A 22,443-nucleotide genomic window follows, 5' to 3' on the forward strand; every position below is an offset into this window, starting at 1 on the left:
CCCCATTGGACAGCGTCCGAACCTGCACGAGGAGACACGGTGGCCGATGACCACACCCTGCGACTTCCCGCCCTTGAACTCCGCCAGGGGAGCCGCCGGATCTACTGCTTTGCCGTGGACGGCAAGAAACTGCACCGATTCACGGCGGTCTCGCGTGTGCGCAGGGACGAGGACGCGGGTCTGCACGGCTACCAGCGCCCAGAGGTGCTGAGTCACATCCGCTCGATCCGCCGCTACCTGGAGTCGGACGGCGCGATGCTGCCCAACGCCCTGGTTCTCGCCTTCGACCCGTCGGTGAAGTTCATCCCGAGCCAGCGCATGGCCTCCCCCGATGCTCCTTCTACGCCTGGAGAGTTGGAGATCCGCTACTCGGAGACGATGGACGAGAGCGACAAGCCTGCCTGGCTGGTCGACGGCCAGCAGCGCAGTGCGGCAATCAGGGATGCCGACGTGGCCGAGTTCCCGGTGGCCGCGGTTGGTTTCATCGCCGATAACCAGGAAGACCAGCGCTCCCAGTTCATCCTCGTCAACTCGACCAAGCCTCTGCCCAAGGGGCTAATCCACGAACTGCTTCCGGAGACGGTCGGGCAGCTCCCGCCGGCCTACGCCAAGCGGCGCCTCCCGGCGCGGCTGATGACCAGCCTCAACATCGACAAGAACGGACCCTTCTACGGACGCATTCAGAGCCCGACCTCACCGCTGGGCAATATCAAGGACAACAGCATCCTCAAGATGCTGGAGCACAGCCTCTTCGAGGGTGCGCTGTACCAGTACCGCAATCCGGAGGACGGCTCCGGCGACATCGACCGGATGCTGCTGCACCTGCGGTCGTACTGGAACATCGTCAGAGAGACATTCTCCGACGCCTGGCGTCTGCCACCCCGCCAATCCCGCCTGACCCACGGCGTAGGAATCCAGGCTATGGGCTTCGTAATGGACGCTCTAACCGAGGGCACGCCTGCCGAGGAGGTCGACTCGGACGAACTCCGTGCATCCATCGCAAGCTTGATGCCGATCTGCTCCTGGACGTCAGGCATGTGGCGATTCCCCGACGGCGACCAGCGCCGCTGGAATGGGCTTCAGAACACGCCAAACGATGTACGTCTGCTGACCAATCTGCTCGTGCGCACAATCCGCGGATAGCCAGCGCTCGGTGGGCCTTCCCACAAGAGGAAGGCCCACCGTCATGATGGCTTTCTCTGAATTCGCGGGCTCCCGACTCACGTCTTTGCCGATGGCATTTTTTCAAGTCTGCGCCCGAGACCTCACTGCCGTCGCCGTTGAGAATGCTGCTGCCGGGCTGCCAGGTCGTGCAAGGCGCTGATGGCTGCATGAGCTACGGATGCCGAACCTGCACCCCGGGGATACACGACTTCTTTGGCGTACTGTCCGATACAGTGGGTAGCCGCATGTGCGGCACACTGCGTGATCATCACACTGAAATCCGAGTTGCGTGCTGCGTCTTTCAGGTGCCGAGACGCGACCTTCTCTGCTGAGAGCACGACCTTCACTTGGGGGAACTGCTGGATGATGCGGTTCTGGACGCGCTGGAGTACGCCTTCATCCAAACCGTAAACGAGGATCTGCGCCGCTCCTACAGTCGGCGGATCCTCGTCGCTTTCTGATGAGGCTCGTTCCGGCCATCCCAGTCCCAGGCCAAGCTCATCGCTGAGGGAGCGGGCCGTGGAGAGATACGCCTCATCGAGGCGCCGCGCATGGGCGCAGAGGGGACCCAGCAGCAGTTGGGCCGTCTGAACACGGGCCTCTGGCACCGGTGAAGCAAAGGCCGCCAGTCGGTCGACGAAGTCGAGAGCTTGACCGGCTGTCTCCGGTGCCACCCACTGGTCGAAGCCGACGCTCATTTGTTCCAGGAATTCGCTGTACTCCTGGGCGTTCGGAGCGGTGCGGAGGAACAGCTCCAGAAGGAGGTCCAGGACGGCGAGGTTCGCGGGGTCGCAGCGCTGGTTCACGATGCTTCGCATGACTGTAGTCAGCGTCTGCGGATAGAAGACCTCTGAGCGGGTGAGTTCCTGCAGGAACGGCCCGAGTCCGTACTGCCATACGGCTTCGTACTCGGAGTCGTTGAGGTGGGCAAGAATGCCTGCCATTTCCGCGTCGGAGACCGCCTCCAACTGGATCGGGGCGTCGCTTCGGCGGACGTCCATCCTGCGACACAGCTCGAAGACTTCCTTGTCGCCCTGGGCGATAGCCCTGACTATGTCTCCCCAGGTGTTGAGCGGCACCTTGGCTGGCGCGTCTTCGGGCTTGGGCTCCACTGTGGTTGCCGACCTGGGCTCAGCAAGTTCCGCTGCCGCGGTGTCCGCTTCCACGAACTGGCGGCGATGCGAGGCCAACTCGTCAGGGACGGTGTCCCCACGGCCCTCGGCGTCGAGCAGAGCGATGCTGCGGGAGAGTTCCTCTGCATCACCTCGTCCGTGCATACCGACGAGCAGCACCATCACCGCCTGGTCACTGAATGTCAGCAGGTCTCCATCTGCCAACAACGAGAGGCTGTGGGATGCCTTTAGAGCTTCTAATGCGCCGGTTATGTCCCCTTCAGCAAGCGCAGGCTCGACGTGCGCTGTGAAGAGGGCCGACAGCACCATCTCCTTCACTGGAACAGGCGGGTCCTGGAGCAGCACTTCTCGGAGCCCCGGCAAAGCGAGGACATCCTTCGCTCTGCCTTGGGCGGTCAGAAGCCTGATCTTCAAGTGCTTGACGTTGGCCGGTGAGAGACCGCCTTGCCGGTCGATCTGCTGAAGGAGCGCCTCTCCGGCCTGCGGCGCACCGCTGAGGAGAGCCGCTTGGAAGTCTGCCAGGAGACGCCCCAAGGGCTTGGGAGCCGACCATCCCCGCTCGGGGCTCCGCTCCACCGCCGTCACCATGCGCTCCAAGGCCGACCTCAGCCGCTGCCGTTCCTCTTTATCTGTGGGCGCCTGGACGATGAACGTGCTCCCCTGGCCGGAGCGCTCTCGAATCGGGGCCTCGTGAGACTTGTCGAGGGCCGCGGGCATGTCGTAACCGGGCTTTGCAAGGGAGGGTCCGACAAAAGCCACCAGAAGGTCACGGACAGACGTCAGGTGCTCACTCTGTCGGGGAATCACGTAATACGCCATTCGCTGACTCTGCTCGTCGAGCCAGGGCAGCACCATAGGCGATTTGCGATGGTTGATCGCTGCAGTCCGCAGCAGGTTGACTCCCCGGGGATAGCGACCTGCCACATTGTGCGCCGAATGAAGGAAGCAATCTACGAACTCCCGCGTGCTGACAGCCTGTGCCGCCACTTCTGCCTCAGACGCCACGTGCCATCCATTCATGCTGGTAATCCATCACTGCCTGCGCCGCCGCCTGTTCGTCCAACGCATAGCTGATCTGCTCCTTGTTCCGGGCAAGGCCGTTACGGGTGAAGTTCATGGAGCCGTTGAACATCCATCCCGGGCCTACCAGGCTCTTCTCGTGAACGTTGTCGTCCAGGAACACCTCTAGATCCGTACGCTCGTCACGGCCCAGAGCGAGACGCTCCAGGAAGATCGTGTTCGCCTGAGTGCCCTGTGTCACCACTCGGACGGCGGTGCCACTCCTGGCCAGCATCAGGAGGAGGTCGGACAGTCGGCACTGCACCGGAGGGTCTTCACCCAACAGGTAGTCGAAGGAGCAGTCGGCGTTGTCGACGAGGTCCACATCGCTGACCCACGCAGACACCAGCCAGACCTCACCGCCCGGTGCCGCCAGTTGAGCAAGCAGCGCCGTCCGAATCAGGGAGTCCGCACGCAGGGCACTGCGCCCATTCGTGCGGAGCGTACGAGAAGGGACAGTCACTGCTCGGACTCCTTGATGACGGCTTTGACGACGACCTTGCGGCTGTCCCTGTGCACGTGTGTCACCTCGCCGAACAGCTTCAGGTCCCCACGGTCCACTCGCAGAGCAGGGATAGTCAGCAGGACATGACGGAGCAGATCAGGCCGGTCGAGAGGAACGACCACTTCGACTGCAGGATGCGAGGAGAGCAACTGGGCATAGCTGCTCTGCCAGTCCGACGACATGGCATCGATGCGCGGCCAAGCTTCCGTGTGCACGGCGGCTGCCAGAAGCCGGTCCAGGATCTGCGGGTTGTCGACCGCACGGTACGGCTGGTAGGAGTCCAGGTGGTAGTTCCGTGCCTGATCACCTCGCGGCCAGAGCATACTGAAAGCTTGGTCGGGGCTGATCTTTCGAGGCAGTTGCACCTTGCCGGTGCCGACGGCATAAGCAATGACTCTCGAGTCGACCTCAATCCCAGTTGCCTCTTCCAACTGGTCCCAGGCCTTCAGGAGTTCAAGGGCCGTCGCGTCCGTGAGGCTGTCGGAGCCGCGCCTCAGTAGGCGCGTCGCGAGAGACGCGACATCGCGGTGTCGAGGCGCACCGTCCAACTCGGCCCAGGCTGACTTTATGCGGTCCAGAGCGTCCTGGCTCTCGTGCGCCGAAGACGCACTACGCATCTGGTTCATTGCCTGAGCGAGATCACCATACGGCTTGGTCTCCACCACCTGGTGGAGCAGCCTGCTGAGTCGTGCATCGGTCTGCTCGAAGCTGTTGGGACGGAGAGCCGCGCTCACCAGGCTCCAGAACCGGGCAGGATCGTGCCCGTACGTCTCCGCCAACTTCTCCAAGACTCCGAGCCCGCCCTCGGAAGTCTCGCTGATCCAAATCTGATCCGGCACGGAGCCTGCACCGGGCACCACGTCGAGCGTCAGGTCCTGCTCCCGGGCGTCGGGACAGGCTCGTGTGACCGCCTCCAGGACCGCTGCGGCCAAGGTGTCCAGATAGGCGCGCCGGGCGAGGCCGACCGTGCGGGCATGGAGTTTCTCGCCGAACAGCAGTGAGCCCGCTTCGTCAAGCACCGTGATGACGTCAGGATTCTGACTGAGCGCCTGCAGGTCACTGATGACGCGATCTGCGGGACCGCCGGCGCCCGTGGGTGAGGCCGACGGATCCTGCCTGTAGAGCAGCGGAATTACCTGCGTAATACTGCCGCGCCAAGCACCCAATGACAGTTCAGCGTGAATAGCCTGAGGCTTCTTACCTTCGAGCCCCTCCAGTGCGAAGGCGGAGAGGTAGACCAAGGTCAGCCACCCACGCTGGAAAGAATTGGTCGCTTCAGCTATTCGCTTGTCTTCCATGACAGTGTTCATGAATGCCTTGGAACGCCACTGCGGAGAGTTCAGATGCGCCACTACGCTCGGCAGGGACAAGTCCAGCGGCTTGACCTGAATCTGAGCCGCGTCGACGGAGGAGGAGAAGCCCATGGCTGCTTTCTCACCCTCATGGACATAGCCGATCGCAACCTTATGCCGCTTTCCCGGCGTGCCCTTGATCACTTCAGCCAGAGCGCCGTAGGTCATGCGACGCACCTCGGTGGGGTTCCCCGAGGCGTGAACGGCAAATCCGACGGAGAGCACACGGTCCCGCCATTCGGGGACCTTGGGCACGTCCGCGGCAATGGGAGGACCCGCAGGGTTGTCCACGAACTGGGTTGCCCACAAGGGAGTGCCCTGGGAGGAGGTTGCGATCTCCTTGTCCGGCTGAGCGAGCTTTATCCGTCGCGGGCGAGTGACCGCAACCGTCTTCACCTCCGCAAGACCGGTGTCCCAGCGGCCCTGCGGTTCGGTCGCATGGAGAATGTCGCTCAGATCGATCACCGCGTCACGAACCGTGGTGGGTACCTCCAGCCACGTACGGTGGCGATCATCGCGATACCCGAATCGGCGGCTGACGCGGCCAGGCACAGCCTCACGGAGGGCTCGGCCTACGGGCAGTTTGTCCTCGTCATCGTCGGAAGTAGCGAAGGGGAGCGTGAAGCTCACCTCTGGCAGATTCAGCGGAGCGAAGAGCGAGGTTGTGACGAATTCGGGCAGGAAGGCCCGCCGCTCCGTGCCAGGATCCTTGTGTATGGGCGATGCGCCGGCGTAGAGACGCCGCAAGAGCGTGGGGGCTACTGCCAACAAGAGGGACCGCGGCTGCTCCCACAGCAGTGCCTGCACTTCGTCGGTGCTGAGGCTCAGCGCGCCTCGTAGATGGCGGGCCAGGGAGTGCAGGAGGGCATCGTCCCCGTCAAGGAGCTTCTCCAAATCCTCAACAACCGCTTGCCTAGCTTCCGGCAACTGTGATGCAGCAAAGTCTGGTTGAGTGTTCCCGGTCAGCAACGTCCGTGCACTGACCCACAGTTTCCGGCTACGGAGGCGGCCTCCGAGCCAATCAACGAATGCCTGAGCACCTTGGATCTTGATGATGTGGCGGTTGTTTACAGGCAAGGTGCGAGCCGTTACCTCCGGAGCGAAGAGAGACTCGTACCCCTGGTAGGCGAGCCGGTCCCTCCCGAAGTCAGACAGGGCAACAATGGTGAGCGGTCGAGTGCCCCTCTCACGACCGGCTCGCCCCCGGCGCTGAAGGAAGGAGGCCGGGTCGCGCGGCGCCTTATGCTGGACCACCAGTCCGACATTGGGATCATTGAAGCCGACCTCGAGAGAGGCCGTCGCGACGACAAGATCGGCATCCGCGTCTACGCCGGCATCCTGGGACGAAGTCCGGCCGATCCTCAAAGGCCTCTCGCTGAGATCGGAACTTAGGTTGTGCCCGATCTGCTCCGGAAGGTTCCAGGACTGACCCGTGAGGTAACGATTTTCTTCCGCAGGAAGGTCCATGGAACGCAGAGCAGCCAGCACCGCGGAACCCGGCTTTCTGCGGCTCTTTCCGTACTGCCCTCCTTCCGCGTCCCGGAGGTCGTCATACAATCGGTTGGTGACGTCCAAGTCGTCCGTAAAGAGGAACCCCTTGGTTCCGTGGAGTGTCGTCCTCGGAGGACGATTCCTGTCGAGTAGGCGCCCATGGAGCATCGCCGTCTGAATCGTCGTAGACAGGAGACTCGTACCCGACAACGGGTCGCCGCGGAGCGCCAGGTGGTACTCGCGCCCCTCTGCCTCCATGTCCTCACTGTGGGGCTCGATGAGGGTGACGCTTTCCGCAGGCAATCCAACAAGTTCCGCCATGAAACGGTCGGCCTGACGCAGGGTGGCGCTGAGCCCAACGAAGGTGACCCGACCACGGCGAGCGTGACGCCAGCGTCGGAGCAGCAAGGCAGTTTGCGCGCCCGTAGAGCCGGAGTACGTGTGTACCTCGTCGAGCAGGACCACACGGGGGCCATCGTCCGTCCAGCCGAGGGTCCTACTCAACTTCGACCCAGCACTGTTGCGGTTGAGCATCTCGGTCGTTGTGAAGAGCAGTTTGGGCGGAAGGCCGTTGATCGACTCCCGCGACAGGGACAGGAGGCCATCGGGTATCTCCCGCCGGCACACGGAACACCGCAGCACCTCAGAGCGCCGGGCCCTGTCCGCGTCAGACCAAAGCATGGCGCCGCCGTCTCCCGTGGGGCACGTCAGATATGGACAGACGCGGGCTCCTCCGTGTCCTGCCCATTCGTACGTCCCTCCGGCAACATCATCGGCACTGGGCGGTGTACGCCCGTAGAGCACGCCGATCCGAGGGCTGGGCAGGCCTCGCTGCTTGAGTTCAAGGGCATTCTTGATCGCATCGCGCAACTGGTCGCGAAGCAGTTCAATCCGCGGGTAGAGCGCCAGTGTATGTACCGTCTTGCGCTTGTCGTTGGCCATGGCGGCGAACGCCGGAAGATAGAACGCGAGGGTCTTGCCGCTGCCCGTGCCGGCACCTACCACGACGCCACGCGAATCTCCATAGGCCAAGGAATTGGTGACTGCCTTGGTGGCGTCGACCTGGAAGCGCGAGAGCAAGTAAGAACCGATCAGCACCCCGGCGACCTTGGAGTGGGTCTCCGTCCACCCCGGCGTCACCGTCATTTCGGCGATCGCCTTGGCGGCCGCGACGTCACGCTTCGGATAGCGGCGCTCGGAGACATGCAGACGGTAGTCGGCAACCAAGGGCCGACCCATCTCCCACCAGTTCGGCTGTAGTTGCGCACCCGGCCTCGGGCCGAAGATCTGCCGCAAGGAGGCAGTCAGTCGAACCCCTTCGGCGAACCTGGTGCGGTACCGCCCGGGCCCGCCGTAAGGCACGCGGAAGAGAAGCTGCTGGTTCAGCAGCGCATCCTTCAATTGGTCGGCGTCGGAGAACAGCGACGCGGCGTCCTCGTTCTTCTCGATTACCGACCAGAGAGCGTCCACCACCTCTTCCTCGGAGAGCATGCCGTCTGTGACGCCCCAAGAGAGTAGGGGCAGTTCCTGGTTCTCCAGGGCAGTGAGAGCCTCGCCCAGGACGGTGCGGCGCAGTGTCGTGGGTGCCACAGCTTGTCAGTCTGCCTTCCGAGTGACGGTGAACCAGCTGTCCTGGTCGTACTTTCGCAGCAGGGCGATGTTCGCGTCAGTGAGGTCTCGAAGAGTGACCCCGCCTGCGTCGAGCCGGTTGATGAGCTCGAGGAGCTCTTCCGGAGCATCGTCCGGCGCGTTCTCAAGGAGCCTCAGCAGCGTGTTACGGTGGCTGCAGAACGTGACGATGCTGGCGCTGTCGACCTTGGTCCGACTTGCATTCGCCTTCATCGATTCGTAGAGCTCAGTCGCCTCAAGCCGCTCATCGGGGCCAAGAGTGGCAAACCGAGCCGGCGAGACCTCCTGGATTCCCGCCGTGGCCCACGCCTTCCAGAGCTGCTTGATCGAAGCACTCAGCTCACTGGTGAACGCTTCCAAGGCGCGCTTGGAATCGACGAAAGCCCGGTCACCGGGCAGACCACCCCGTGACTTCGATTCGAGCTTGGACCTTGCAGCATCGAACCCGGGCACGTCCAGAGCCTGACCTGTACGTTCGCGCAGCAGAACCGCAATCTGCCGTTGGACCAGCGCAGCCCTCAGCGCTGTACGCACCTCATCGATGCGCCGGAGCACCCGCTCCTGGTCGTCCCGCTGCTTCTGGCCCTCAGAGATGCTGCGAGCAATGTTCTGCAACTCCTGAGCCTTTTCCAGAACTGTAACGCTGCTCACTCGCCTGCCTCCGCGTCGGTACGGGCGCCATCTGCGGCCTGCTTCCACTCCTCGAGCAGACCTGCCAACTGCTCCGCGGCGTCACTGACCGCGTTCTCGGTCTGCAGTCGCGCTGCAGCCAGGGCCGTGTCCAGCAAGGAGTCGGCAACCTTGAGGTAGTCGTACATCGCCCTGAGATGTGGTGAGCGAATAGGAGCCACCACAGCAAGGATGCTTTCGACCTGCTCACCGTAGAGATCCGTGGCGACTCGGGACAGATCTCGTTCCAACGCACTAAGAGAGCCCCAGTCGGCGTCTGCCATGGCGGCGGCCCGGGTCTCGAGTTCGGGTCCCTGTGGTCCGGTGATGCCCTCCGCCTTCGCCATCTGCATGGCAATGGACACCTGCTGGACGAGCCTGTCACCGGGCCCACTCGCTCGAGGGAACCGCTCTCGGATTTCATCGAGAAGCGTCTTAAGTTCGTGGAACTGTCCACGCAACAAGGGCTCCCAGCCGGCACGCAGGGGTGCCGCGGCGCTCTTGGCCCACTTCGGAAGTTCCAAGGCCGAAAGGTCCCATTTTTCTGCGGCCTTTTGCAGAAGCGGCATGGCGCGAGTCGCGTCGATAACATGCACTGTGCCGACACCCTGCCCAAGTCCCAGGGAGTTCAGAAGTGTGTCCACAAGACCGGCACGATGCTGCATGTGGTTATCAAGCCTCGTCATCCACAGTTCGGTGCGACAGGAACTATCAGGACGCTGCCATTCCTGGCCCTTGTCAAAGGCTGCGGCGTACAGGGCTTCGATGGGCATGCCAGGGACGACCTGCCCAGCAAGCGCGGCCCCGAGCAAAGAGACTCTCAACCCGACGATCAAGTCTTCGTCAGCGCGTTCCAAGCTCCGCACAACACGCCCCCGCATAGCCGGACGATAATGCTCAGCCATGCTGGCGAGGCGGAGAATGTCCTGTGCGCGTATCCCGTCGGCGTCTGCGTAAATTCTGATGAGGCTCTTGAAGAACTCGCCGGTCGCAGGGTTGCGTTTCAGTACGATTGCTGCACCAGCGTTCATCGCCTCTGCGCTGGCATCCTCGATCGACACCTGGCTAGATTTCACGTTTTTCAAATTCCAGCCCGACTTGTCGGCTTCCGTGAGACCGACAGGCTTAACGGGAGGAGTGAGCCAGTCTTCCCTGTACAGCACCGATCTGGAAATGACGGTTCGGATATTGTTTGCCTCCTCCGAGGTGAGACGGGAGCCGTCAGCGGCCCAGTCTTCCACGACCTGGATTTTTCGCCGAAGAACCGGTGATTCGTCCGCGCGTGGCGGCGGGGTGATCGGCGTGTCGGGTTCAGAAGCCGCGGCTTCGCCCTTCGGGGTAGAGATGGGCTTCTCAGTCAGACTGTCAAGTGCGGGCAGGGAAAATGCCTCGCGGATACCCTGCTCCAAGTTCGACAACTGGGTAGGAGAGTCAGCCCAGAATTCGAGCGCAGTACGCCGACGCTTGGCATTCAAGGGATCTCGCGCATCAATTTCTTCGCTGACGCTGTTGGGCAGTGACCTCGTAATACCCTTTACGCCCTTGTAGTTATCCTGGAAGAAAGCACTGGGGAATGCACCCTTCTCGATCGCGCTGTAAGCGTCGTTGAGGATAGGGATGACTCCGTTGCTGAGAATGTTGCGTGGAGTGAAGGAGAACGGGTTCTCCTTGGGGGCCAAACTGTGGACCACGCGGGTCAACGCCGAACGGTTGAAGGGATACAAGCCATACCCTTGCGCCGACACACCAAAGGAATCGTGACAAATACTCCGAACCGGACAATCTTCGCACTTGTTCGGGACCGATCCGTTGCTGGTTCCCTCCAGTGCCGTTCGACCCACCCGTGCGGCATTGAGATACCTTGCAACAAACGATGCGAGCTCCTCGGTGCCCGTCTTCCCTTCTTCCAGAACAATATCCAAGTTGTATACGAAACCGCCTGTAGATGCAGAGATTCTTGTGGCCGCCGTCTCGGGTAGGTCGTGAAAGTATCCACTCGTGAGCGCCATAAGAGTCCGCATGGGGGCGAGTACCCTCCGCCCTTCCCGCTCGGAGGTCTCGGTGATCGCGTCAAGGAGTTCACCCTGAACTCCTTGGATCAATGCGAAGTCTTCTACTAGGAGGATGATCTCCTTACCCTGTCGGGCGTAAATCTCGCGAACCTTCTGCATCGCTCCGAGAAGGCGGCCGCCTCCCAGCGTCGAGATTTCCCGAACCGCCTTGTCCAAGTGCTCGTTGAGCAACTCGACAGTCAGGCCCTGCAACTCCGGTCGGGACATTAGTATGCCGAAAATTTGCCGGGTAGGCGCAGCCATGTCCCCTGTGATGGCCTCAGGGCTGAGGGGTAGATCTTCCAGGGAAAAACGGGGCGGACGCTCAACTTCGGACTCGCGGTCGCTCAAGAAATGTTGAGCGAACTGCGGAATGAACTTTCCGGACTCAAGCATCTGCTCCTGCAGAAGTGGGTCCTGAAGCAGTAGTGAGACACCTCGCGGGCCGACAAGTTGGCGCTTCTTTCCAGATACGGACTCTTTGCCTAGATCCGCCAGAGCAACGCTCAACTGCATGATAAGGCGACGCGCAAGTGAAGTGGCGTCGAAACTTCCGGTTACCTGGCGAATATCCTTACGGATTTGCGCGATTTCCTCGTCTTCAATTCCGTCGAGGAGGGATTCGATGACGTGTCGCAGGCTAGTCTTCGACTTTTCGAGATAGATGATCTTTCGGTCATCGGATGCGTGGATTCTCTCCCTAACCCAGCGGATCAGGTGGGACTTCCCTGAACCTGACTCGCCGACCACGGGCATGAGCAGTGTTTTGGTACTTGTCTGACGGTTGAGGAAGTCGTCCCGAACATCTTCTTCCGTGACAGTTTCTCCGGCGTTGTTGAACGACCGCCCGTCAATCCTTGAACGCTGAATGGCCAGCGGAGTGTGGGTAGCGAAAAAAACGGATGGCGAGGCGACAACGGCCTCGGTCTGGATTGTGGAAGTCACGCTTTCCACATCCCAGCAGACATAACGCCTAAAACTAGACATCGGCGAACTCCTGCCGAGTGATGGATGAACAAAGACGAACGGAAAGACGATCGGGATCGTGCAATTTGACCGGTTGCTTGGCGTCTGAGTCATTGTTCATGACCAGCCACTTCTCGTGTTCGCCTCTCATGAGAGCGAAAGAAATTGCTGTACCGACCGTCCGTTCGTCGCGAAGCAAGTAGCCCAGGTCTTCCGAGAGGGCACCGCCAGGGACAACGGGGATCTGTTCGCGCAGGAGCCGGATGACACTCAGGGCATCTGCCGGAGCTCCCGGCGAGAGGTGCTCTGTGATTACTTGCCGGACAGCACAGGTGCAATCCGGAACGTAACGCTGCGCTACGTGCGGAGCGGAGGCGCCTAGGCCGAGCGCCGTCGCCCAAGTCGTGAACGGTGACCACCGCGTATCATTCACGAAGACCAGCTCGCCGTCTGGCGCATCCTTCTGGTGCTGACTGTCCACGAGGGCCCAGTTGAAGGATTCGGTGAACGGGTCTCGGGACAAGCTCCACGCCAGAGCTCGTCTCAGATCGTCAGCGGTCTCGGCTGGTCGGTGCCCTCGAAGCCCCAGTACAGCGGATCGCAGACCGGCCTGGAATGCCCAGTAGTCGTCTGGACGCAGCGACGTAAGGCAGCCCGCCAGGGTCCACTTTTGGTCCTCGCTATCGTGTGCGAGCCCCAAGGATCGGAGCGTGGAGAGTGCGTAGTGAACGGTGGCAAGATTTTTCGAGCTGCGGGTGTGTGGCTCGAGAAATGCTCGCAGCGTGTCGTAGGCCACAGGCCCGGATTGCGCAGCCAGGAAGCGTACGACGACCCAGATTTCGCCGGGATACGGCACGGGCGTGTTGAGCAATGCCATTACCTGAACTCGCTTCTTACTTGCTGGATGTTCAACGACGGGTGGGTAGTCACGAAGGGCACACCGGGCCTGGACGGATCCTCGACTTGCCGAGGGAGCAGTAGATACAGAGGATCACCGTCCTCAAGCCGGTACCGGAGTGCTCCTTCGAGTGGTGACGCCGTGTCATCAGCAACCCAGGCGACTGTGGCTGTTGTACCACTGTCGACAAGGCTGCCATCATGGTCGACGATCACCGGATGGCCTGGTGCTTGCTGCTGTATCTGTTGAGCTATCTCCTCGCGGACGCCAGGACCGGCAAAGTGAGATACGCCCGACCGCGCCAACTTCACAAGCACAGGGAGCAACTGTTCCTTGCGCTCCGCAAGGTCCTGCCAATAGATGCTGAAGTGCGAGGTCTGCGGGTGCAGGTGGGCCAAAGGGCTTTTAGGTGAGGGCCACTCGATGAGGTCCGGGTCCGGCGAGAGCGGCTTGCGGTAATAACACGCCGCCCCCTCAGACGGAAGCCCCTGACGCCGGCAGAACGGGCATCCGCGGCAGGCCGCCATTGTGTAGTGACGCCCGCCCTTGGCACCCGCAACCGAGAAGTACTCGGCCAGAGTGTTCGCAATGCACCGCTCATGACCCAAGACGTCCAGCATCCTGCGCAGAGACTTCCTCTGTGCGTCCTTGATGCTCGAGCGGATGCGGTCGTATGCGACGCGGAAGTACTCCGGATCGTTGGTCTGCCCCTCCACCAACTCGATCTCGATCCGGTCCCGGGCAGTTTCGTAGTGCGCCGCCATCCGCTGCTGCCAGTCCGAGGAGTTTTCCTCGGACTCACGGACTGGGGGCGTGGGAGGAAAAGTCCTGACCAACCCGAGGCGATCCAGCAGGTTGAGGAGGCGAACGTTCCAGTCCTTATGCGTGGCGTACCCAACGGACATCCGCGGTGGCCGGACCGTTAAGTCGAGCAGATACCGGTCTCCGTGGAGGTGCTGTCCCTTGGTGAACATCGCCCGCCATCGTCCCCAGGCTGTGTCCGGCATGAGGATCTTCTGCTCGTTCAGTGATTGGGCTATGTTCTGGTCCCCAGGCGCCGCTGCCAGGTAGGCAAGCGAGGGACTGCCGTCGCGGCCACCACGTCCGACCTCTTGGTAGTAGCGGTCCACGGTTTCGGGCACGCATGCATGCACGACACTTCGTACATCGTCTAGGTCGACGCCCAGCCCGAATGCGGAGGTGCCGACGACGACGTCGTACTCCGTGGGTACGGCGCCGTGACTCGTCCGGCCCGACCAGCCCTCGAGCGCTCGACGACGCCCTACGTCGTTGACGTCGCCGTGTACGACAGCCACCCGCTGCATGCCCGCAGCGCGAAGCGTCTCGGCCCACTCGTTGGCGTGTTTCTTCTGCGAGGTGTACAGCACCATCGGTTTCGGGAGGCACGCAACAGCCTGCAGGACTGCTTCGGCCCGTTGCTCTTCTGAGCCGAAGGCGTCCAGGAAGTAGGCAGGCTCGCTGCGCAGTTCGGAAGCCCAGACCATGCTAGTGCTTTCACTGGAGCCGAACAGATCCCGCAGCGTCGCTATCTGCTGTTCCGTCAACGTGGCACTCATCGCGACTGTCCTGGGCGAACGCCGCTTTGGAGCAATCTCTCGCCAGGCCCGGTGCGGGGCAGCGAGGCTCTGGAACTCCGAGCGGAACTCGTTGCCCCACTGCTCGACGAGGTGTGCCTCGTCGAGGATGACGTAGTTCAGGTTCCCGGACTGGGCGGCATCCCGAAGCGCCTTGCTGAGCCCAGCAACCACAGCTTCCGGGGAAGCGATCACCAATGCTTGCCGCCCGGCCGAGATATCCGATCGCATCTGCTCCTTGTCGGCCTGATTCAGTTCCCCGAAATACGCGTACCGCTTGTGCAGAGCGTCAGGATCACGTCTGCTCAGCAAGTCGCGGACACGTCGCTCCATGTCAATCGCCAGGACCACGGTGGGCACGACCATCAGCGACACACCACTGCTCCGGCCAGCCAGCATTGCACCGGCCAGTGCCACTGGCGTCTTGCCATGGCCGGTGGGCAGGCACACCAGGAGTGTCTCGCCCGGCGGCATCAGGACTACCGAGCGCGCAGCCTGGCGCTGCCCTTTGGAGAGATAATGGTCGTAACCGAGGATGTCCGTCCAGAACGGGTCGGCCGGTCCGGCTTCCAGGACACGGCGCAGGCCAGCGTCCTTGCCCAGCACTGCTTCACGGACCTGGGCAAGACCCGCTTCTCGCGCCGGCCCCTCATCCTCTACTGGAGCCCATTCCAGTCCTCGCAGGAGAACGCGGCTACCATCGACCACCACGTCGCAGCCGCCCTGCCGCCACTGATCGACGGTGGGCAGGCCCTCCCGCAAGGGGACCGACAACCGTCCCGTCCGACCCAACGCCTGGTGGTGCAAGATGAGTTGCCGAGTCAGGGCGACGACGTCCAGGCAACCTGCGGCACCACGCTGCAGCCCGGACAGGGCATCGCCCAGACGGCGCAGGACGCCCTTGGCCAGGATGTCCGGCTTCACCTCGGGCCATTTGTTCAACAGGCGCTGAGCGCTTACCCATGCGTCTTCGGACATCAGTAGGCCAGTTCCAATCCGCGACGTATCAGGCAGGCAGCCGCCACAACGCTGACAATGGGCTGCGACAGTCCCTCGGCGAGAGAGGTCAACACCTCGGCGTCGGTGACCAGGCTTTCCGTGTCCCGGAGAAGCCGACCGGCCGCCTTTCGTGCCTGAGCCTGCGAGTGCAGAACCGCGGAAACTTCCAACGCTTTGTGCTGGGCATCCTGACAGACTGCCGCGAGGTCCGTGTGCTTGTGCAAGAAACTCAGCGCTGCCTGTTGTGCGTCCTCTGCGTACGTCGCCGCGTGGTCCTGTCCTCCGAACACCTCGAACAGCTCTGAGGCACGTCGACTGCTGTAGTTGCGGTCGCCCTTGCTCTTGTCGTACGGGCGGTTCAAGAAGGCCAACTGGGCCTCGTTCGTCACAGGCCGATTGGTTCCCGACTCGATCCAGACGCGCCTGACGACAGGGGGAAAGATCCGGTCCGCTTGGCGCCGGAGAGCCTTTTCGGCGTCAGGGCTGTCCTTCACGTGCCGTAGCGCGGCAGAGGTGTCCGCCTCGATGAGGAAGTCAAAGGCAAAGTATGGCTGCGGCTCCTGCCCCGGTCGCATGCCGCGGTCGATCCGCCGGAAGGCCGCGCTCTGGCCGAGACTGTCGTTGAGGACGGCTTCAGACAACATATCCACCAGCGGGTTGCCCACGCGGAACAGTCGTGCGTCGCCACTCCGAAGAGCGCGCGACCGATTGAACATGCCGTGAGCGATCCCATCGTCCGGAATGCGGTCTTTGACCCGCTTCCAATGGCGAGGAGCGAGAAGCGGACAAGTCGAACTATCGTTGATCAGATAGCGCCAAGCCGGGGATCCCTGAATGGACCGATCGATGGAACGGAGCTTGATCCCGCCGCTGGTGGCGTCCGTGTAGGCAAGGAGCGCCTTCTCCGTCTCGGACCAATCGAGCTCGACCTCGGCCAACGCGGCCGGAACGCTGGGCAGGCGCCGCGTCGACACGTGGATGGACTCCAAGAGGTCCATCTTGCGGATCTCATCGCGCTCCCTGCCGAGTTGGGCTGTCACAGCCTCCCGCTGTGCGACAAACCCTTCCGGCCCTTCCTCAGCCGCGCCTACCCATACGTCGGTCACCGACTGGGCAATGGCGTCCTGCAGGGCGGAGACAGAACCGTCGAAGACCTTGTAGCCGTCCGCCAGAAGGGCAGCCCAGGCCTCCGTGAAGGAGCCGTCGGGGCCGTTCTCCTCAGCGAGCCGGAACTGAGGTGCTGGATCACTCGCTCCGGACAGAGCCGGACCGGGATAGCGGTCAACGCGCCCCAAGCGCTGCTCCAACTGGTTGGGCGACCAGGGAAGCCTCAGGTGGACGACGCAGTCGGCTACCTGCAGGTTCAGGCCGTCTTCGGCGGTGTCGTCGGCGAGGAGCACCGCCTGCCCGAGTGCTTGGTCTGTCCAGCGAGCAAGTTCGGCCGCCGCTTGGACCGCGCCCAGGGCACGCGTGTGCTCGGCGATCACTGCCTTGGGGAAGTCGCAACGCAGCCGCCCTACGAGCGCGCCAGCCAGACGGCCGGGCCCGCAGAAGATGACGGTGCGCTTCGCCTTGCGCATCTTCGGAAGGAACGCCCGGATGACGTTCTTGAGGCTCTCCGCAGTCGGCTCGCTCCCTGCAGGCCACCGCCTCTCGGCCTCGGCCAGCATGGCCTGCTCGCAGGGAACCACCGGCACACTGGAGAGCAGTTCCTGCTCGTTCGACGAGAGCCCAGCACGCTCGGCCGCATCGGTGTCGGATGTCACCCGCCACCGAAGGGCATCGATGGCATCGTATGGAAGTGCGGGAGCCCGAGACGTGAGGACCGCCAGGGGCATGGCGTACTGCGGGAGCTGATCGTTCAGTCCCTCGTTTTCCAGGTGCTCGCGAACCGCATTCCACCAGCCCATCACGAAGTCACCGCCGGCCTCCACGACCGGCGAAGGCGAGTGGATGACCTCGGGACGGCGTCGGCCGCGCACCTCGTAGGGGAGCACCAGGGCGTCCGGGCCACTGCCCTCTTGCAGGACCACCTCACGCCGGTTGCGGATCACTCGGCGGTGGATCCGGTACGTCTCACTGATGTGAGCGCGCAGCTCAGTAACCCGGCGTGCGAACTCGTCCTGCTGGTCGGGATCCTTCAGTTCGTCTTCCTCGTCGAGCATGTCGAGGGCCTGGTCAGCGAGCTCAGCGAGCCGGACATCGCTCGAAGGCACCTGCTCTCGTATCTCGTCGATGCTGTCCCGGATGACATAGGTGTACTCCGGGTCCAGGGAGAAGACCGAGTTGGCCAGCCCCTCGCGCATGCGGTAGCGATCTTCGAACTCGTGGCGCTTCTCCCACGAGTAGAGCTCCGGGTCAAGCAGGTGAAGGAGACCGAGGTTCGTCAGGTAGCCCGACGTTACGGGCGTGGCGGAGAGCAGCAGGAGCCGCTCCGCCGAGTGCGCAAGCTCGCGCAACTCCTTGTATGGCGTCTCATCCGGGCCTGCCTGCACAAGCGCGTGGGCCTCGTCCACCACGACGAGGTCGGCATGCCTGTATCCAGCCCACTTCTCTGGCGTCTCGTGGCTGGTCACGACGATCGCTGCATCGGGGAAGTCCCCGATATGGAACTTGTCCTTCAGTTCGGACAGCCACTGTCGTCGAAGAGCGGACGGTGAAACGACGACCACGCACGCACGGGGATTGTCGATGAGGATCTGACGAACGACGTACCCTGCCTCGATCGTCTTCCCCAGGCCGACCTCGTCGGCCAGCAGGTACCGCTGGACAGGGTCGGAGAGGACCGTCAGAGCGGCGTTCACCTGGTGAGGAAAGATCTCCACCGTCGAGGAGAGGAACGTGCTCATGTCGGCGCAGGCGCCACGCTGCCGGATGAGGCTCTTGAGCATCGGGAGCCTCGCGTCCCGATACGGCGTCGTACTGCCGCCGCGGACGGTCAGATCCGCAACAGGGTCCTGCACTGGGCGATCCCACCGAACGTAGAGCTGCGCCTCAGGTACGGGAAGGTCGAATTCGACATTCGGGAACCTCACGACGTAGGAGCGCCGTGAAGGCTCGGCGAGCTTAACGCGTCCTGCGTTCCACAGGCCGTCCGGACTGCGCCACCAGATGCGCTCCTCCGGTGCGAGCACCTCGCCTCGCACCTTCGACTCGTGCACCCAGGTCGACTCTGTCACAACGTCCGCAGGCGACTCGAAGTAGTCGACCCGAAGACGGTCCCCGTCCATGGCCCCAACGCTGCCGATTCCAGATCCCCCCGGAAACGACACAAAGGCACCAATAGCACGTTTACCCAATCTCCTACCCCCCGGTAGTTCATGCTATGTACGTTCACTGTAGCCCCACCCACTGACAGTCCGATCTGCCCCCAATCCGTTCGGTGCTGCTACCAGCGAAAACGCGCAGGTGCGCAGCGCTGCGGTTGGAGCAACTGACGCGACTCCGGGCTGCCACCCCAGAGGCGCGAATACTGTGAGCGAGTGGTCCCGAGTCTTGCCCTCCCTCAGGGGCGCTGAGCCCGGAGTGTCGGTAACGATCGAATCTTGGGTAGCTGTCCGATGAGGGTTGTGATGCTGATCTCGCCGCGGTGGGTGCCAAGTTGGCGGCGAAGGATGCTCGGATCGATGCGCTGCTCGTGCAAGTCCGGGAGCTGACCGCGCAGGTCCGAGAGATCGTGCTGCGGCTGTCGAAGGACTCCTCCACCTCGTCTAGACCGCCGTCCTCGGATGGGCCCGGGGGCCGTCCGAAGAGCAACTCCTCGCGTAGGAAGCCCGACCGCAATCATGGCAAGCAGTCCAAGAATCCCGCGACCCCGCTGCGCGAGGTCGAGGTCGGAGACCATCGGACCGCAATCCTCGCACCGGCCTCGTGCCAGGGCTGGGCAACGCTTCTGGCCGGCGTACCCGCGGTGGGGGTGCGATGGCGCCAGGTCTTCGACCTGCCAAAACCCGCTCCCGTTGAGGTGACCAAGTGCGCGGCCGCGACCAAGTACTGCCCGGGCTGCGGCGCGCGGGCAAGCGGTGCGTTCCCGCACAGTGGAGTCCGCAGCCCAGTAGGGGCCCAAGGTCACTACCAAGGTCGCCTACGCGGTCTTGGCCACCACCTGCCGATCCACCGTCCGACGCTGCTGGTCATAGCGTTGTGCGGGCTGAAGGTCTCCACCAGGTTCGCTGCCTGTCTGCGGGGACGTGCGGCGCGACTGCTGGGGGACATCTCCCTGCCGACGCTCCGCGCCTGATCGCCCGCGCCACGCGGAGGAGAACTTCACCCGCAGCGCGGACAGTATCGACGCCAGCGGGGTCCTGCACCACCTGGCTGGAGTCCTCGTACGCGACGGCTACGACGGCTACACCCACCTCCACCACGTTCTGCACGCCTGGTGCGGCGTCCACCTGCTGCGCGACTGCGCGGCATCCACAACGCCGACCCCGAGGACCAGTTGTGGGCCTGCGCCATGGCCTACACCCTTTGGGCAGCCAACCGCCTCGCAGGTGCGGCCCGCGCCGTCGGCCGGGGCGACGCACTCGACGCCGATGAACTCGACACCGTCAACGAACCAAGATCATCTCTTGGGATTCCTAAGGGGCGTTCAGCTCCGCCGGAGAGACTTCTCAGAGACTTTTACTGCGTAAGACAGCAAGTGCACGACAGTCCCGAAAGGCGCATTACCGCAGGTTACACATAGATGAAACCGCAGGTAGCGGCAGATATGTCGGGCTGTACGCCGGATTCTGTTCCGAAGAGCAGCCTGGCACCCGGCCACTGACAAGACGTTTCCGCCAAGAGCACCAGACGCTTCGGGTACGGGGCGTGGCACAGCCACTCCTCGACGACGCATCCGGACAGACTCACGCGGCCACAAGGACACCGCCGGTGATGATCACGGGGTGTTGACGCCGAAGGATGACCTCCCCTGCCGGAAGGCCCCGGCATGCGACGACCGGCTGGCGCTCGCCTCCGGTCGTCGCATTCCAGGGACATCAATATGTCGACGCGTCTGCCGACGACGCGGGGCGGCCACCGTGAGCGTGTCCGCCACGGTCGCCGGGGATGTGGCGCGACCAGCCCATTGGAGCGGCTCCTGCGAGGGCTTGAACCTGCCGCCGATGCAGATGCAGCGGTACAACCCTCTCGATCACCAACTGCCCGCCCCCGACCGACGATTTCCCCCATTCCTATGTCCCGCATCCCCCGCCGGGGGCACCCTGTATGAGGTGCCTAAAGACCCCGTCATCAGCGGAAACGCCGTGGTCGGGGTCTTCGCGTGTGTGCAGCCAGTTGCCGCCGGATGCAGCTCCATGACAGTGATCACGTTGTAATGACGTGTTGATCTTGAGGCGCTTCACAGCAGGTCAACGGACGCTTACTGAGGCGCGCGCTGCGCGTTCTCGCCGCTCAATGCACCGCGTCAGTGCTTGGTCGTGAGGCCGCCGGAATGACTGCAACGTGCTCGTGGAGGCACTCAGTCTCTGGCCTGAGTCAGCCAATCGCGTCGTATCGTCCCCAGCCATGGAGATAGGCGACCTGCCTGGGTGGGCAGCTCTGGCGGTATCGATCGTTTCGGTGATCATCAGCTACCGGCTCGGCGTCCGTTCTGCTCGGGCATCGGAGCAGTCAGCTCAGGCATCGCAGGTGTCTGCACGGGAGGCACGACGTTCGTCGGATGCTGCCGAGCGGTCAGCAAGCGCGGCGGAGGGCTCACTCGCTCTTCAGCGGCAGGAAGCTGAAGAGCGGCAACGAGCGGCAGAGCCACAGGTGGAGTTGCGAGTCGAGCGCACGGGAGGCGGCAGCCGCTTGCGTCTTCGCAACGTTGGTGGAGCCGTGGCAACGCGAGTGACGATTCACGATGCCCCGGGCATCAGCACCCAAGATCGAGCGTTCAACTTCCGAGCCGGGATCAGCAACGTGGAACTCGCTCCTGGAGAGGCGCGCGAGTTCTTGATCTATCGGACGGGAAGCCCGCGCATGCCGACGCACCTTTGGGTCACATGGCAAGGGCAGGAAGAGCGGGTCGCACTCGCGGTTCCGGCGTGACGATGAAGTCCAGCAGTCCCGCTCACGAGTCCACTGCCCTGGGATGGCCCGAGATAGGACATCTTCGCGGCAAGGCGGAGGTCGTCGGCGGGCCGGTGACCGGGAGACGCTGGCGGCGATCATCTTCGTGGCTTCCTCGGGCTGCACGTGGCGGCAGTTGCCGCCGGTGTTCGGTCCGGCTTGGCCCACCGTCTATGGGCGTTTCGCTTAGTGCAGCCGGGCGAGGGTCTGGGCCAGGCTGCACCGGGTCATCCTCGACGAACTCGGTGCCAGAGGTGAGCTGGACTGGTCGCGGTGCGCGATCGCCTCCGTCAGTGTGAGGGCGGCAAAAGGGGGCCACTGACCGGACCGAATCCGACCGACCGTGGCAAACCAGGATCGAAAATCCACCTGATCACGGACCGGAACGGACTGCCCTTGTCGCTGGGCGTCTCCGGCGCCCACATGCACGACAGCCAGGGCCTCGAACCACTCGCACGCGGTATCCCGCCCATCCGCTCACGGCGCGGCCCGCGCCGTCGGCGCCCTGCCAAGCTCCATGCCGACAAGGGCTACGACTACGACCACCTGCGCCGATGGCTGCGCAAGCGCGGCATCCGTCACCGCATCGCCCGCAAGGGCATCGAGTCCTCACAGCGGCTCGGCCGACACCGTTGGGTCGTTGAGAGGACGGTGTCCTGGCTCGCCGGATGCCAACGCCTGCACCGCCGCTACGAACGCAAGGCCGAGCACTTCCTGGCGGTTGCCGCACCACATCCGCACCAGTAACCGTCACGGCAATGCAACCAGACTCACCCCAGTTCAGACCCTGATCCGAGTTGCTTCGGGTCGAAGAGGTCGCGTGAGCCGACTTCGCCGGCGGGCGTGCCGCCCGGCCCTCGACGTACCGTGGCGGT

12 protein-coding genes and 1 pseudogene are annotated in these 22,443 nt (G+C 63.3%); 5 read left to right on the forward strand and 8 right to left on the reverse strand.

Annotated features, from left to right (window positions below; all coding sequences use genetic code 11):
- Positions 1-39: 39 nt before the first annotated feature.
- Positions 40-1,143 (forward strand): DGQHR domain-containing protein DpdB, encoded by a 1,104-nt coding sequence (gene dbpB / locus FGD71_RS30225; protein ID WP_119103719.1) that lies wholly within the window; start codon positions 40-42, stop codon positions 1,141-1,143.
- A gap of 122 nt (positions 1,144-1,265) precedes the next feature.
- Here the strand turns inward: dbpB and dpdD are convergent, their stop codons facing one another.
- From dpdD to dpdE, 8 genes are read right to left on the reverse strand one after another with little or no spacing between them, the layout of a single operon-like run.
- On the reverse strand, positions 1,266-3,302 hold the full coding sequence (dpdD, locus tag FGD71_RS30230) for a protein DpdD (RefSeq protein ID WP_140935977.1): 2,037 nt from the start codon (positions 3,300-3,302) through the stop codon (positions 1,266-1,268).
- Complete coding sequence (gene dpdK / locus FGD71_RS30235; protein ID WP_140935978.1) at positions 3,292-3,819, reverse strand: phospholipase D-like domain-containing protein DpdK; 528 nt, start codon at positions 3,817-3,819, stop codon at positions 3,292-3,294. Before dpdK ends, dpdD begins: the two co-directional genes overlap by 11 nt.
- A complete protein-coding gene (dpdJ, locus tag FGD71_RS30240; RefSeq protein ID WP_240436844.1) occupies positions 3,816-8,294 on the reverse strand; it encodes a protein DpdJ in 4,479 nt (1,492 codons plus the stop codon). Before dpdJ ends, dpdK begins: the two co-directional genes overlap by 4 nt.
- 6 nt (positions 8,295-8,300) lie before the next feature.
- Complete coding sequence (locus tag FGD71_RS30245; protein WP_119103723.1) at positions 8,301-8,984, reverse strand: hypothetical protein; 684 nt, start codon at positions 8,982-8,984, stop codon at positions 8,301-8,303.
- Positions 8,981-12,133, reverse strand: coding sequence for a protein DpdH (gene dpdH, locus FGD71_RS30250; RefSeq protein WP_338120092.1), 3,153 nt, complete (start codon positions 12,131-12,133; stop codon positions 8,981-8,983). Before dpdH ends, FGD71_RS30245 begins: the two co-directional genes overlap by 4 nt.
- The gene (dpdG, locus tag FGD71_RS30255) at positions 12,033-12,896 is read right to left on the reverse strand and encodes a protein DpdG (protein WP_140935980.1); all 864 of its coding nucleotides are present in this window, start codon (positions 12,894-12,896) and stop codon (positions 12,033-12,035) included. The genes dpdH and dpdG overlap by 101 nt, the downstream gene beginning before the upstream one ends.
- Positions 12,896-15,490 carry a protein DpdF gene (gene dpdF / locus FGD71_RS30260; protein WP_119103725.1) on the reverse strand — a complete coding sequence of 865 codons (2,595 nt, stop codon included), beginning with the start codon at positions 15,488-15,490 and terminating at the stop codon, positions 12,896-12,898. Before dpdF ends, dpdG begins: the two co-directional genes overlap by 1 nt.
- Positions 15,490-18,783, reverse strand: coding sequence for a protein DpdE (gene dpdE, locus FGD71_RS30265; protein ID WP_276147166.1), 3,294 nt, complete (start codon positions 18,781-18,783; stop codon positions 15,490-15,492). The genes dpdF and dpdE overlap by 1 nt, the downstream gene beginning before the upstream one ends.
- Positions 18,784-19,100: 317 nt before the next feature.
- Here dpdE and FGD71_RS30270 point away from each other — a divergent pair, with 317 nt between their 5' ends.
- From FGD71_RS30270 to FGD71_RS30290, 4 genes and pseudogenes are all read left to right on the forward strand, one after another.
- Complete coding sequence (locus FGD71_RS30270; protein WP_140935981.1) at positions 19,101-19,751, forward strand: DUF6444 domain-containing protein; 651 nt, start codon at positions 19,101-19,103, stop codon at positions 19,749-19,751.
- Entirely contained in the window at positions 19,702-20,145 is a 444-nt protein-coding gene (locus FGD71_RS50265) for an IS66 family transposase (RefSeq protein ID WP_162931266.1), read from the forward strand. The genes FGD71_RS30270 and FGD71_RS50265 overlap by 50 nt, the downstream gene beginning before the upstream one ends.
- 877 nt (positions 20,146-21,022) lie before the next feature.
- Positions 21,023-21,547, forward strand: coding sequence for a hypothetical protein (locus FGD71_RS30280; RefSeq protein ID WP_140935982.1), 525 nt, complete (start codon positions 21,023-21,025; stop codon positions 21,545-21,547).
- A 70-nt stretch (positions 21,548-21,617) separates the two neighbouring features.
- Positions 21,618-22,315 (forward strand): annotated as a pseudogene (locus tag FGD71_RS30290) (IS5 family transposase); the annotation flags it as partial.
- Positions 22,316-22,443 lie beyond the last annotated feature (128 nt).

This window comes from Streptomyces sporangiiformans, assembly GCF_005768555.2.
Taxonomy (GTDB): Bacteria; Actinomycetota; Actinomycetes; order Streptomycetales; family Streptomycetaceae; genus Streptomyces; species Streptomyces sporangiiformans.